Source organism: Bacteroides sp. HF-4919, from assembly GCF_018860125.1.
This window is the reverse complement of the sequence record NZ_JAHKNF010000008.1, coordinates 282143-296022: the sequence shown is the minus strand read 5'-3', so window position 1 is coordinate 296022 and position 13880 is coordinate 282143. Positions and strand designations below refer to the sequence as shown.

At 43.0% G+C, this 13880-nt stretch carries 11 protein-coding genes; 9 read left to right on the top strand and 2 right to left on the bottom strand.

Features of this window, described 5'->3' with window-relative positions; translation table 11 throughout:
- Window positions 1-149: 149 nt before the first annotated feature.
- The 3 genes from KO473_RS15375 to KO473_RS15365 all read left to right on the top strand — a co-directional run bounded on the left by KO473_RS15375 (window position 150) and on the right by KO473_RS15365 (window position 3426).
- Window positions 150-614, top strand: coding sequence for an AraC family transcriptional regulator (locus KO473_RS15375; protein ID WP_005780854.1), 465 nt, complete (start codon window positions 150-152; stop codon window positions 612-614).
- A 94-nt stretch (window positions 615-708) separates the two neighbouring features.
- The gene (locus KO473_RS15370) at window positions 709-2760 is read left to right on the top strand and encodes a dihydrofolate reductase (protein WP_181996019.1); all 2052 of its coding nucleotides are present in this window, start codon (window positions 709-711) and stop codon (window positions 2758-2760) included.
- Between the two features lie 3 nt (window positions 2761-2763).
- Complete coding sequence (locus tag KO473_RS15365) at window positions 2764-3426, top strand: DNA alkylation repair protein (RefSeq protein ID WP_005780849.1); 663 nt, start codon at window positions 2764-2766, stop codon at window positions 3424-3426.
- A gap of 142 nt (window positions 3427-3568) precedes the next feature.
- Here the strand turns inward: KO473_RS15365 and KO473_RS15360 are convergent, their stop codons facing one another.
- Window positions 3569-5227 carry a glycosyltransferase family 39 protein gene (locus KO473_RS15360; RefSeq protein ID WP_005780847.1) on the bottom strand — a complete coding sequence of 553 codons (1659 nt, stop codon included), beginning with the start codon at window positions 5225-5227 and terminating at the stop codon, window positions 3569-3571.
- A gap of 95 nt (window positions 5228-5322) precedes the next feature.
- Between KO473_RS15360 and KO473_RS15355 the strand changes: the two genes are divergently transcribed.
- The 5 genes from KO473_RS15355 to KO473_RS15335 all read left to right on the top strand — a co-directional run bounded on the left by KO473_RS15355 (window position 5323) and on the right by KO473_RS15335 (window position 10867).
- Window positions 5323-5811: a Fur family transcriptional regulator gene (locus KO473_RS15355; protein ID WP_005780845.1), complete on the top strand. Its 489-nt coding sequence runs from the start codon at window positions 5323-5325 to the stop codon at window positions 5809-5811.
- Window positions 5808-7079: an adenylosuccinate synthase gene (locus tag KO473_RS15350; RefSeq protein ID WP_005780843.1), complete on the top strand. Its 1272-nt coding sequence runs from the start codon at window positions 5808-5810 to the stop codon at window positions 7077-7079. Before KO473_RS15355 ends, KO473_RS15350 begins: the two co-directional genes overlap by 4 nt.
- 136 nt (window positions 7080-7215) lie before the next feature.
- Window positions 7216-8520: an alpha-L-fucosidase gene (locus tag KO473_RS15345; protein WP_005780841.1), complete on the top strand. Its 1305-nt coding sequence runs from the start codon at window positions 7216-7218 to the stop codon at window positions 8518-8520.
- A 117-nt stretch (window positions 8521-8637) separates the two neighbouring features.
- Window positions 8638-9324, top strand: a complete 687-nt coding sequence (locus KO473_RS15340; protein WP_122130203.1) for a zinc metallopeptidase — start codon at window positions 8638-8640, stop codon at window positions 9322-9324.
- Window positions 9325-9736: 412 nt separating this feature from the next.
- A complete protein-coding gene (locus KO473_RS15335) occupies window positions 9737-10867 on the top strand; it encodes a 6-bladed beta-propeller (protein WP_122130202.1) in 1131 nt (376 codons plus the stop codon).
- 102 nt (window positions 10868-10969) lie between these two features.
- Here the strand turns inward: KO473_RS15335 and KO473_RS15330 are convergent, their stop codons facing one another.
- Window positions 10970-12358 (bottom strand): transglutaminase domain-containing protein, encoded by a 1389-nt coding sequence (locus tag KO473_RS15330; protein ID WP_122130201.1) that lies wholly within the window; start codon window positions 12356-12358, stop codon window positions 10970-10972.
- 95 nt (window positions 12359-12453) lie between these two features.
- On the opposite strand from KO473_RS15330, the gene hisS reads away from it, so the two are divergent.
- The gene (gene hisS / locus KO473_RS15325) at window positions 12454-13818 is read left to right on the top strand and encodes a histidine--tRNA ligase (protein WP_122130200.1); all 1365 of its coding nucleotides are present in this window, start codon (window positions 12454-12456) and stop codon (window positions 13816-13818) included.
- Window positions 13819-13880: the final 62 nt, after the last annotated feature.

The following is a 13880-nucleotide window of genomic DNA, read 5'->3' as shown; positions in this document are numbered from 1 at the left end:
TTTACCCACTTTTCGACGATTTTGATTGTTTTTATATCAAAAATATATACGAAAAAGTTGTGTATATCAAAATAATGTATGAAATTTGTGACATCTAAAGTTACAAATTAATAGTGATATTTAAAAACAAACCCTAACCAGTTAATTCAATGAGTGATTTAGAAAACAAAACCCAGGAAGAAACTCCTAAAAAACGCCCTTACAATTTAAGGGAGAAGAAAGAAAAGAAAGCTGCTTACCGGTCTTTAATCAGACCAGAATTGGCAGATGAGTTGTATGACAAGATTCTGAACATCATTGTTGTACAGAAGAAGTACAGAGACCCTGACTATTCGGCTAAAGATTTGGCGAAGGAACTGAAAACCAATACCCGTTATCTTTCGGCTGTAGTTAATTCTCGCTTTGGTATGAACTATTCTTGCCTGCTGAACGAGTACAGAGTAAAAGATGCTTTGCACTTGTTGACGGATAAAAGATATGCCGACAAGAATGTAGAGGAAATCAGTGCGATGGTTGGTTTCGCTAACCGTCAGTCTTTTTACGCTGCATTTTATAAAAACGTAGGTGAAACACCCAACGGATATCGTAAAAAACACGCAGAAAAAAAGAAATAATTGCATTTCTTGAAACGGAATAAAAAGGAATTATCTCAGAGTACGGCTTTGAGGTATTTCCTTTTTATGTTTTATAACCTCAACGTCTAAAGGTATGAAGAAACATTTTATTTCAATGGCTGCGGCCGCAATCTTACTGACTGCTTGCGGCAGAGCCGAAAAAACAAACCCTGCTGCGGCAGATAATTTTAAATATACAGTGGAACAATTTGCAGATTTACAGATATTACGCTATCGCGTACCCGGATTTGAGAATTTAACTCTCAAACAGAAAGAGTTGGTTTATTATCTGACTCAGGCTGCGTTGGAAGGAAGAGATATTCTGTTTGATCAGAACGGAAAGTACAATCTTACCATCCGTCGGGCGCTTGAGACGATCTATACGGATTATGCCGGTGACAGAAACAGCCCGGACTTCGTGAATCTGACCACCTATCTGAAACGCGTATGGTTCTCAAACGGTATTCACCACCATTATGGTTCGGAGAAATTTGTTCCGGGCTTTACGCCGGAGTTTCTGAAACAAGCATTGCTCAGTGTAGATGCTTCCGGGCTGCCGTTGGCTCAAGGACAGACGGTAGAACAACTGTATGAGGAGCTGTCACCCGTTATTTTTGATCCGAAGGTGATGCCTAAGCGAGTGAATCAGGCGGACGGCGAAGACTTGGTGCTGACTTCGGCCAGCAATTACTATGACGGAGTCACCCAGCAGGAAGCTGAGGATTTCTATAATGCGATGAAGGACCCCAAAGATGAAACCCCTGTCTCTTACGGACTGAACAGCCGTCTGGTTAAAGAGAACGGAAAGATCGTCGAGAAGGTATGGAAAGTAGGAGGGCTTTATACGCAGGCCATCGAAAAGATTGTGTATTGGCTGAAGAAAGCTGAAGGGGTGGCAGAAGACGAAGCTCAGAAGGCTGCCATCGGCAAGCTGATTGAATACTACGAGACCGGTGACCTGAAGACGTTTGACGAATATGCCATCCTTTGGGTGAAAGATCTGAATTCACGCATTGACTTTACAAACGGATTTACTGAAACCTATGGCGATCCGCTCGGGATGAAGGCCAGCTGGGAGTCCATCGTGAACTTTAAAGACCTGGAGGCTACGCGCCGTACTGAACTGATAAGCGGCAATGCCCAATGGTTCGAAGATCATTCCCCAGTGGACAAGCAATTTAAGAAAGAAAAGGTGAAAGGGGTGACTGCCAAAGTGATTACTGCTGCCATTCTTGGCGGAGACTTATATCCGGCGACGGCCATCGGAATCAACTTGCCTAACTCTAACTGGATTCGCAGCCATCATGGCTCCAAGTCGGTCACTATCGGGAATATCACCGACGCTTATAACAAAGCGGCTCATGGAAACGGATTCAACGAAGAGTTTGTGTACAGTGATACAGAAAAGCAACTGATCGATAAATATGGTGATCTGACAGGAGAATTGCATACCGACTTGCACGAATGCCTGGGTCACGGTTCCGGAAAATTACTTCCGGGAGTTGATCCGGATGCCTTGAAAGCCTATGGCTCTACAATAGAGGAGGCACGTGCCGATCTGTTCGGACTTTACTATGTAGCCGATCCTAAATTGCTGGAATTGGGCTTGGTGCCGGCTGAAGAGGCTTACAAGGCCGAATATTATACCTATCTGATGAATGGCCTGATGACCCAGTTGGTGCGTATCGAGCCGGGCAACAGTGTTGAAGAGGCTCACATGCGCAACCGCCAGCTCATTGCCCGTTGGGTGTTTGAGAAGGGTAAGGCCGATAAGGTGGTGGAGATGGTGCAGAAAGACGGTAAGACTTACGTCGTGGTGAACGACTATCAGAAACTTCGTCATCTCTTTGGCGAATTGCTGGCCGAGATACAGCGCATCAAGTCGACCGGAGACTTTGCAGCAGCCCGTTCGCTGATAGAAACCTATGCCGTAAAAGTAGATCCCGAACTTCACTCCGAAGTATTGGCCCGCTATAAGAAACTGAACCTGGCGCCTTATAAAGGATTCGTGAATCCAAGATACGATGCGGTAACCGACGAGAAAGGAAATATAATTGATGTAAAAGTAACCTATGATGAAGGCTATGCCGAACAGATGCTGCGTTATAGCAGGGACTATTCGCCACTGCCTTCTGTAAACGATTAACCCATGGATGTAAAAGAACAATTGAAAGATATTAAAACACAGCTCCGTCTCTCTATGAACGGAGTTGTGTCACAAAGCATGCGTGAGAAGGGGCTGGACTATAAACTGAACTTTGGTGTTGAGTTGCCCCGTATTAAGAGCATCGCCGCTGCTTATGAGAAGAACCATGACTTGGCACAAGCCTTGTGGAAAGAGAATATCCGCGAGTGTAAGATTCTGGCAGGTTTATTGCAGCCGATAGATACCTTCTTTCCCGAGATAGCTGATATCTGGGTAGAGGATATCCGCAATATTGAGATAGCAGAACTTACGTGTATGAATCTGTTTCAAAACCTGCCTTATGCCCCGGCGAAAACTTTCCAGTGGATTGCGGATGAGGCGGAATATACACAAGTTTGTGGCTTCCTTACCATAGCCCGTCTGTTGATGAAAAAGGGAGATATGGCCGAACGCCCTGCGGGTGAATTGCTCGATCAGGCGATTTGTGCCGTACAATCGGGAAGTTATCATGTCCGTAATGCGGCAATGCTTGCTATCCGTAAGTATATGCAGCATAGTGAAGAACATGCTTTCCAGGTATGTCGCCTGGTAGAAGGCATGGCCAACTCTGATAAAGAAGCGGAACAGATGCTGTATACGATGGTGAGAGAGGAAATTAGCGATTAACGATAAGGTTGTGTCGAAACTTCACCACAGATTACGCAGGTTTTCACGGATTATCAACATCGATAATCAATGACTTAAAACTCACTCAGTGTCACTCTGTGCCCTCTGCGGTGAAGTCTCGACACCTTTTCATCGTCCGTCTTTATCGTTCGTCGACTATTGTCACATTGCTGATAAATACGCTATCATATCTTTTGTGCCCTTTTGCCCAGCGATTGTTGTCATAACAGTCGATAAAGCGAAGACTTAAATTCTTTCGGATGGAATCCGGAATCAGTTGTTCCGCCGGTTTCTGTGAGATCAGAACAAACGGCAGGGCTTTTGTAATCTCTTCTTTATTGGTTAAATCCATGTCTCCGATCTTCTTATGTGCTTCGTATACCAACTCGATGCGTAGCACTTCGTCTTTGCTGTGATAGAATGGCAGAGCTTTTAGCTCCGGGTTTTCTTGGGTAGCGCTGATGCTTTTGGGATCTGAGTTACTCACAAAACTTCCGATATAAGGCATTACAAACAACTCGGCAACAGCAAATAACGCTACGACTCCCATCAGGAAAGAGAAAGGCCGGAGCTTGAGCGCAGAGCTGAATAGCCAAACTGCTACTGCCAGGAATAATACAGCCAACCATATGAACATCCCTGTACCTATCCGTCCTTCCCGGTACATGAAGAGATAGAGAGCAACGGGAAGGGCCAATGTAGCCACTACAATCAAATAAGCATTTATCCGGTAAATCACTCTGTCTTTCAGGTGCGGCATTTTCTGTTTAGCCTGTTGAATCCAATATACAAATAAGTATCCCATGGTCAGTGCGGCCGGTAATAAGATAGGAAGCAGATAGCGTGTCTTCTTTTCCGGGAGCAACGACAGGAAGAAAAGGATCAGTAACATCCAGCTCAGGCAGAACATGTACTCTTTGGATGCTTCGACCCGCTTTTTCCAGAAGGGCACTATCAGTGCTGTCAGTGTCAGCAGCGACCATACTCCTGTTTCCAGGAAAAACTGCCAGTAATAATACCAGGAACGTACGTTGTGGTTACTCCAGGAAGAAGACTCTTTGTGGAATACATAGGATGCCATCTCCTGGTGGCAGATGTATGTGTAGGCATACCACCACGTGCTGAGCACGATGCAAATAAAGATCATGGTGAAGAGTGCGGCCCATTTTCCTTTCATTCTTGTTTCCCTGCGATAGAATAAGAGGTAGGCACAAATGAACGGGAGAAGCAGGGCATAGAAAGATACGGGCCCTTTGCCAAGGAAAGATAATCCCATAAAAACGCCTGCGGCAATGAAAAGAGGCCACTTGCAGGCAGTTTGCCGCAAAGCAAGATAAAGATAATAAATAGCTCCCATCATGAATGCGTGGCAATAAATGTCCCAGGTAGCTGTACGTCCCATCAGAATGATATTATAAGAGGTGCACAAGATCAGGGAAGATACCAGGGCATAGGTTCGGTTACCGGTCAGTTTCGTAGCAAACTTATAGAAAAAGAGTACTAACATGACGGCCGCAAGTCCGGCCATGGCTCGTTGCAAGGGAAGATTATCCGGCGAAATCACTTCTACCACGGCAGCAATCCATGTGGGAAGTGGAGGCTTTTCCAGTCGCAGCTCTCCGTTCATGGTAGGCACCAGCCAGTTATGGTCGTATACCATTTCGCGTGCAGTGACAATGTTTCTTGATTCCATGATGTCTGCAAAGATTGCGCCATTGTTTATAAAGAAAGAACAGCAGAACACAAGAAGTAATAGAGGCAAGTGCCAGCGATAATTTTGCGTGAAGGGGACTCTTGTCATAAAACATTTTTTTAGTGATTGGGTGCAAATTTACAGATATATTTTTGCTTTCCGCAAAAAACAATTAACTTTGTTGGCGCTAAAATAGCGCCGATATGGAAACTCAAAATGTGAAAGATACGGTACGGCAGATATTCACCGAATATCTAAATGCGAATGGACATCGCAAGACTCCTGAACGTTATGCGATACTGGATACCATATACTCCATTGACGGGCATTTCGATATCGATATGCTTTATTCGCAGATGATGAACCAGGAAAATTTCCGGGTGAGTAGGGCTACACTGTATAATACCATCATCTTACTTATCAATGCACGTCTGGTGATAAAACACCAGTTCGGCACTTCCTCCCAATACGAAAAATCATATAATCGCGAGACACACCATCACCAGATATGTACGCAGTGCGGTAGGGTCACAGAGTTTCAGAATGAAGCTTTACAGAACGCGATTGAAAATACCAAACTAAGTAAGTTTCAACTTTCGCATTATTCCTTATATATATACGGTATATGTAGCAAATGCGACAGGGCCAACAAGAGAAAAAGAGTAAATAATAACAATAAAAAAGAAAAATGAAAGTAGATGTTCTATTAGGATTGCAATGGGGCGACGAAGGTAAAGGAAAAGTAGTCGACGTCTTAACTCCGAGATATGATGTAGTTGCACGTTTCCAGGGTGGACCGAATGCCGGTCATACACTTGAGTTCGAAGGACAGAAGTACGTGCTTCGCTCTATCCCTTCGGGTATTTTCCAGGGAGATAAAGTAAATATCATCGGTAACGGTGTAGTGCTCGATCCGGCTTTGTTCAAAGCGGAAGCAGAAGCGCTGGAAGCATCGGGACACAATTTGAAGGAGAGACTGCACATTTCGAAGAAAGCGCACCTCATTTTGCCTACGCACCGTATACTGGATGCTGCCTATGAAGCTGCCAAAGGTGATGCTAAGGTAGGAACTACCGGAAAAGGTATCGGTCCGACTTATACGGATAAAGTAAGCCGTAACGGTGTCCGTGTGGGGGATATCCTGCATAACTTCGAACAAAAATATGCTGCAGCGAAGGCTCGCCACGAACAAATCCTGAAAGGTCTGAATTATGAATACGACCTGACTGAACTTGAAAAAGCCTGGTTTGAAGGTATCGAATACCTGAAACAGTTCCAGTTGGTAGACAGCGAACATGAAATAAACGGTTTGCTCGATGCCGGAAAATCCGTGCTTTGTGAAGGTGCTCAGGGAACTATGCTGGATATTGACTTTGGTTCGTATCCGTTTGTGACTTCTTCGAATACCGTATGTGCAGGTGCATGCACCGGTTTGGGCGTTGCTCCGAATAAGATCGGCGATGTATATGGTATTTTTAAAGCTTATTGTACACGTGTAGGTTCGGGTCCGTTCCCCACAGAGTTGTTCGATAAAACTGGCGATCAGATCTGTACGCTTGGTCACGAATTTGGCTCGGTGACGGGACGTAAACGTCGTTGCGGATGGGTGGATCTTGTTGCACTGAAATATTCAATCATGATCAATGGTGTCACCAAACTGATTATGATGAAGAGTGACGTACTCGATACTTTCGAGACGATCAAAGCTTGTGTGGCCTATAAGATGAATGGTGAAGAGATCGATTACTTCCCTTATGACATTACCGACGAAGTGGAACCAATCTACGTGGAACTTCCGGGATGGCAGACAGACATGACAAAGATGCAGAGCGAAGATGAATTTCCTGAAGAGTTCAATGCTTATCTCTCCTTCCTTGAAGAACAGTTGGGCGTACAAATCAAAATTGTTTCTGTAGGTCCCGACCGCGAGCAGACTATTGAAAGATATACTGAAGAATAAGAAGCCTCACCTGTATCCTTCTTTTTTAAAAGGAGGAAGAAGTAGACTTTTATAGAAGAATTAATTCAAAACGAGGCCTTTCTTCTTCCCTCTCTAAAGTAGAGAGGGGCGAGGTGAGGCCTTTATTATAATACTTATGAAGAAGCATTTTATTACTTTTCTCTTGCTATTGGGAATGACTGCTTCCCTGACAGCGCAACAAAATTACCAACCGACAGAGGCTAACCTGAAAGCCCGGAGTGAATTTCAGGACAATAAGTTCGGAATCTTCCTTCACTGGGGGCTTTATGCCATGCTTGCTACCGGCGAGTGGACGATGACGAACCATAATCTGAATTATAAAGAGTATGCCAAACTGGCCGGAGGATTCTATCCCTCTAAATTTGATGCAGATAAATGGGTGGCGGCTATCAAAGCCTCCGGTGCCAAGTATATCTGTTTCACTACCCGTCACCATGAAGGTTTCTCGATGTTCGATACCAAGTATTCCGATTATAATATTGTAAAAGCCACTCCTTTTAAACGTGATGTGGTAAAGGAACTGGCTGATGCATGTGCCAAACATGGCATCAAACTGCATTTCTACTATTCACATATAGACTGGTATCGTGAAGACGCTCCTCAGGGAAGAACCGGACGCGGAACCGGACGTCCCGATCCGAAAGGAGACTGGAAGAGCTATTATCAGTTTATGAATAATCAGTTGACAGAGTTGTTGACCAATTATGGTCCGATCGGTGCCATTTGGTTCGATGGTTGGTGGGATCAGGATATCAATCCCGATTTCGACTGGGAACTTCCGGAACAATATGCATTGATCCATCGTTTGCAGCCGTCTTGTCTGGTTGGTAATAATCATCATCAGGTACCTTTTGCAGGGGAGGATATTCAGATATTCGAACGTGACCTTCCGGGAGAGAATACCGCAGGACTTTCCGGACAGAGTGTCAGCCATCTGCCTCTTGAAACATGTGAGACGATGAATGGCATGTGGGGATATAAGATTACAGACCAGAACTATAAATCAACTAAAACTTTGATTCATTATCTGGTGAAGGCTGCCGGTAAGGATGCCAATCTGTTGATGAATATAGGTCCGCAGCCCGATGGAGAACTTCCGGAAGTGGCTGTTCAGCGTTTGAAAGAGGTGGGAGACTGGATGTCAAAGTATGGTGAAACCATTTATGGAACGAGAGGTGGCTTGGTAGCTCCTCACGATTGGGGAGTAACGACCCAGAAAGGCAATAAACTCTATGTGCATATTCTTAATTTGCAGGACAAGGCTTTATTCTTGCCTATCGTTGATAAGAAAGTGAAAAAGGCAGTGGTCTTTGCTGACAAAACGCCGGTACGCTTCACAAAGAATAAAGAAGGAATTGTACTGGAACTCGCTAAAGTTCCGACGGATGTAGATTACGTGGTGGAACTTACAATTGACTAATTTTTAGCTAATTCTTCATAAAAGCGATGTGTGGGAAATCTCCTCTCCGTCGCTTTTGTTTATTTTTGGCAAGCTATTTGTATATTAGCTATTATAACAATTTAATTAAGAAAGAATATGGTAATAGGAATTCAATGGATTATTTTTATAGGCATCGCTCTCGTTAGCTGGCTGGTGCAGATGAACCTGCAAAACAAGTTCAAGAAATACTCCAAGATACCCACAGGAAACGGAATGACAGGACGCGACGTAGCTATTAAAATGTTGCATGACAACGGTATTTACGATGTTCAGGTGACTCACACTCCCGGACAGTTGACCGATCATTATAATCCTGCCAATAAGACAGTGAACCTGAGTGAAGGAGTTTATGAAAGTAATAGCATCATGGCTGCTGCCGTGGCTGCTCACGAATGCGGACACGCTGTTCAGCATGCACGGGCTTATGCGCCGTTGACGCTCCGCAGTAAGCTGGTGCCGGTGGTTTCGTTCGCTTCACAGTGGATGACGTGGTTATTGCTTGCCGGTATTTTGTTACTGAATTCGTTTCCGCAGTTATTGCTTGCCGGCATTATCCTGTTTGCTATGACTACGTTATTCAGTTTTATCACACTTCCGGTGGAGATTGATGCAAGTAAACGTGCTCTGGTATGGCTGAGTGCATCGGGAATTACTAACTCGTATAATCATGCCAAAGCGGAAGACGCTCTTCGTTCGGCTGCATACACTTATGTTGTTGCTGCGTTGGGCTCGTTGGCTACGCTGATTTATTACATTATGATATTTATGGGACGCCGGGATTAATCTCTCCTTCCCGTACGGAATAAAAAGAAAGGAGATGTGTCAAGACTCACCACAGAGGACACAGAGTAACACAGAGGCGATTTTAAGTTATTGATTATCAATAAAAAGACTCTGTGATACTCCGTGTTACTCCGTGGTAAAAAGAGTTATGATACATCTCCTTTTGTGTATAGGAAAGTATTTTTTATGTTTTAAGTGCTGATGGTGCTTTTTTTATATATCTTTGAAGAAATAAGAACAATGTTTATAAAAAAAGTATTAATATCAATCAATATGGTCCCTATCTTATAAGTCTGAGAGGACAAAACGTTTTTGCATATCGCGTGGTAACAGAAACATCCTGTTTTGGAGTTGGAGTGATAAACTGTACATCAGGTATAAGCGAAAGTTGGGTTCCGGTAAATTGAAAAGTATGAGAATTAGAACAGCCTTTTTTATATTTTGCATTTCTTTATTGTCGGGAGCCTGTAGGCAAGTTGCGACAGAGTCTCGAGTGCAGTCGGTTTCTTTTGAAGACGGTTCTTCTATGATAGCTGATACGATTTTCTTAGATAGCTTATCTCTTTTTATGCCCGAAACAAACGAAGAAGCTTTAATAAACAACATTGATAGAGTCTGCGAATTTGATGGACGATATTTTATTTTGGATAAACGGATGAAGCAGGTGCTTTGTTATACTCTTTCTGGGAAACATTTATTCACGATACATGCTGTGGGGAATGGGAAGGGAGAGTATGTGGATCTGTTCGATATTGCGATTGATGAAACAGAAAATAAATTGTTGCTTTTAGTCTATCCTTCGCAGATTCTTTACTATGATTTGGAAGGTACATACCTGTCTTCTTATCCATTGGACGATATGTATTTATCGTTCGCAGTGGATAATGGATGTATCTATTTGCGGAATGATACTTATGCTAACGGAGTGGTGTCAGATCATTCTCTGACAGTGATTAATAAGGAAACGGGTAAGCGAACTTCTTTATTAGAACCTTTATACGAAACGGCACCGTTTTGTTCTTTTGGTAATTACCAAATTACGAATACTGCTTCAGTGTTATTTACCCGTAAGTTTGATAATTATATATATCGAATAACGGGAGAATCGATTGAACCACTTTATATGGTAGATTGGAAAAGCAAGGCTTTTCCGGAAAGTGATAAGCAGCGTCAGTTCCAATGTAACGATTTGAATCAGTTCTGTTATCAAGGGAAATATATATATACTATGACTGATTTATGTGATACTCCTTCCTGTTTGTTGTTTAGAACCAATCAACCGGGCGTGTGTCTGCTTTCAAAAGCTACCGGTACAGTGAACAATTATCAGGTAATTATCAATACGGATTATCAGTTACCTTTACCCAATTATATGCCGGTAGATGGGAAACAAAGTCGGATTTTCTTTATCTATTCATCCGAAGTATTATGCGAGCAAAAGAGATTGTCTGCTGAAGAAGGTATTAATGAAAAAATGCGCTGCTTACTGGATCGGATAAAGGAGGGAGATAATCCGGTTATTTTTACATATCATGTAAAGTAAGTCGTTTAAAGATTACCCCAAACATCATAGATTCTATAAATGGCGTTTTAGAGTTGATGTTGTCTATGACGCTTGGGGATAATATCGTTTAGTCTTTTAGGCTTATTCTTGATAAGGTGATTGCCAGAAGTAAGAGTCATTATGTGAGTCGTAGGCGGTGGCACCGGGCTTTCCATTGCTACTGTATCCTTCCGGAACTAACGAGATATACATCGGCCACTTTTTGCCCGGATAGTTTGTTTCTGCGTTATATTCGCTTTGCAGAGGGCAAGTTACGTAATACAGGTTCTTGGCCATGTAGTAATCCAGATAATACTCTTTGGTCTGTTTATTTTTATTGTTCCAGTTTGCGTCTTCGTTTAGTACAACGGGTTGATTGTTGCGGAGGCGTTCGCGCACTTCACCAATGCCCAGAAGGTTTCCTTTTTCATCTGTTACATAAGCGTTGAATGTCGGGTCCATCCATAACCATTTGTTGAGGGTGTTGGAGTAGACTGCATTGATGACGTGGCAATCATTGATCATCACTTTGGGCATACAGGTGATGAAACGGGATTTGAATCCCATAGCCAGATAGCACTCGTTCAGCATTTGTGCCATCATCCGGCAGTTTACGCCCCGGTTCTCCTTTTTGCAAAGTTCTACCATGGCTATTGTGTTCCGCTCTTCCGGATTACGTGAATTGCCATCATGTGGAACTATGTTGTGAACCCAGTAGAGAAGGTTTTTGATTTTGGAGATTTCGTCTCCGCTTCCGGCGATACTATCCAGGTTGAAATGTTTCCGTAACTGTACCAGATTACTGTCGTTAGGATTCATGTAGGTGAAGCGGGGTAGAGTGTCAGTTACTGATTCATTATAACATATCGGTTTTGTTTCAGTTCTGTTGTATCCTTCGGCTTGTTGCAGAATATACAGATAGTCACTGTCCAGACGCATTTTAGCCATTACTTCCAGATACTTCTTCTCTTTACGTAAATTGTCGATGTCACTGTCACCTTTAGCATGGTTGTAATCATTCCATCCGGAGTTGAAAGCCTTCTCAAAGTTTTTCAGGGCTGCCTTTTTCTTTCCCTGAAGTGCCTGATAGCAAGCAAGGTCGTAATAAACCAGTCCTGTTATATTTTTTGCTTTTTCCTGAAGTTGTTGAGGCAATCCTTGATACAACTTCAGTTTCTCCCAATTTAATTTCTCGGCCTTTTTGTAATCTTTCTGTTTGCGGGCGTTTGCTACTTCCTGAGTGAGTGCGCTGTACTTTCTCTCAAATTCTTTTTTTTCGTTGTTTTGTGCCATTCCCGATAGTCCAAGGCATAACATTGTAATGATCAAAAAAACTGTTTTCATATGATTCCTGTTAGATAATGTGATTTCTTTGTCTTTCAGAAGGCAAATGGTATACCAAATTAATAAATATCTCTTATTGAGCAGAATGGCATTAAAAAGTATTGTCCGAAAATGAACAGTCTTAACGGAACCGGACACCGGATACATTTGCTTACAGATTCACAGAAAGTCTGTGGTTTCTGTTTTAATAATCAATTATTTCATCTAACTTTGCAACTCAATTCAATAAAACAGTTAAAACAATGGCAGCAAAACCAGGTATACCTAAAGGAACCCGTGATTTTTCGCCCGTAGAGATGGCGAAACGTAACTACATATTCAATACAATTCGTGACGTATATCATCTGTATGGTTTCCAGCAGATTGAGACTCCTTCGATGGAGATGCTTTCTACCCTGATGGGAAAATACGGTGAAGAGGGTGACAAATTACTTTTTAAAATACAGAATTCAGGTGATTACTTTTCGGGTATTACAGACGAAGAGCTATTAAGCCGTAACGCCGCTAAACTGGCCAGTAAATTTTGTGAAAAAGGGTTGCGTTATGATCTTACCGTACCCTTTGCCCGTTACGTGGTAATGCACCGTGATGAAATAACTTTTCCCTTCAAGCGTTATCAGATTCAACCAGTCTGGCGTGCTGACCGTCCGCAGAAAGGACGTTATCGTGAATTTTACCAATGCGATGCCGATGTGGTCGGTAGTGATTCACTGCTGAACGAGGTAGAATTGATGCAGATAGTAGATACGGTGTTTACCCGTTTCGGTATCCGTGTCTGCATAAAAATCAATAATCGCAAAATACTGACCGGTATTGCCGAGATCATCGGAGAGGCGGATAAGATTGTGGATATAACTGTAGCTATCGACAAACTGGATAAAATCGGTTTGGAAAATGTGAATAAAGAATTGGCTGAGAAAGGGATTAGTGATGAGGCTATTGCCAAACTGCAACCTATCATTCTTCTGAGTGGAACCAATGCTGAGAAGTTGGCTACACTGAAGACTGTACTTTCCGGTAGCGAAACAGGTTTGAAGGGAGTGGAAGAGAGTGAGTTTATTTTGAATACCCTTCAAACGATGGGACTGAAAAACGAAATAGAGCTTGACTTGACATTGGCACGTGGATTGAATTACTATACAGGTGCTATTTTTGAGGTGAAGGCGCTTGATGTGCAGATTGGCAGTATCACCGGTGGAGGTCGTTACGATAACCTGACTGGTGTATTCGGTATGGCAGGAGTATCGGGCGTAGGTATTTCGTTTGGTGCCGACCGTATTTTCGATGTGCTCAACCAGTTGGAACTGTATCCGAAGGAGGCTGTTAATGGAACTCAGCTTCTGTTTATTAACTTCGGTGAGAAAGAAGCTGCTTTTTCTATGGGTATTCTGGCTAAGGCCCGCGCAGCCGGTATTCGTGCCGAGATATTTCCGGATGCTGCGAAGATGAAGAAACAGATGAGTTATGCGAATGTTAAGAACATTCCTTTCGTAGCCATCGTAGGTGAAAATGAAATGAACGAAGGAAAAGTTATGCTGAAAAATATGGAGAACGGTGAGCAGCAGCTGGTCACTTCCGACGAGTTGATTGCCGCTTTAACGAAATAAGGAAATCGCTTCTACCTTTTCAACTAAAGCTCTTTTGGGGTGAAAAGGTAGACAGCTTTGGT

What these genes read in the sequence shown, in the direction of transcription:
- KO473_RS15375 (WP_005780854.1), top strand. Translation starts at nt 150, where the DNA reads ATGAGTGATTTAGAAAACAAAACCCAGGAAGAAACTCCTAAAAAACGC.
- KO473_RS15370 (WP_181996019.1), top strand. Translation starts at nt 709, where the DNA reads ATGAAGAAACATTTTATTTCAATGGCTGCGGCCGCAATCTTACTGACT.
- KO473_RS15365 (WP_005780849.1), top strand. Translation starts at nt 2,764, where the DNA reads ATGGATGTAAAAGAACAATTGAAAGATATTAAAACACAGCTCCGTCTC.
- KO473_RS15360 (WP_005780847.1), bottom strand. Translation starts at nt 5,227, where the DNA reads ATGACAAGAGTCCCCTTCACGCAAAATTATCGCTGGCACTTGCCTCTA.
- KO473_RS15355 (WP_005780845.1), top strand. Translation starts at nt 5,323, where the DNA reads ATGGAAACTCAAAATGTGAAAGATACGGTACGGCAGATATTCACCGAA.
- KO473_RS15350 (WP_005780843.1), top strand. Translation starts at nt 5,808, where the DNA reads ATGAAAGTAGATGTTCTATTAGGATTGCAATGGGGCGACGAAGGTAAA.
- KO473_RS15345 (WP_005780841.1), top strand. Translation starts at nt 7,216, where the DNA reads ATGAAGAAGCATTTTATTACTTTTCTCTTGCTATTGGGAATGACTGCT.
- KO473_RS15340 (WP_122130203.1), top strand. Translation starts at nt 8,638, where the DNA reads ATGGTAATAGGAATTCAATGGATTATTTTTATAGGCATCGCTCTCGTT.
- KO473_RS15335 (WP_122130202.1), top strand. Translation starts at nt 9,737, where the DNA reads ATGAGAATTAGAACAGCCTTTTTTATATTTTGCATTTCTTTATTGTCG.
- KO473_RS15330 (WP_122130201.1), bottom strand. Translation starts at nt 12,358, where the DNA reads ATGTATCCGGTGTCCGGTTCCGTTAAGACTGTTCATTTTCGGACAATA.
- hisS (WP_122130200.1), top strand. Translation starts at nt 12,454, where the DNA reads ATGGCAGCAAAACCAGGTATACCTAAAGGAACCCGTGATTTTTCGCCC.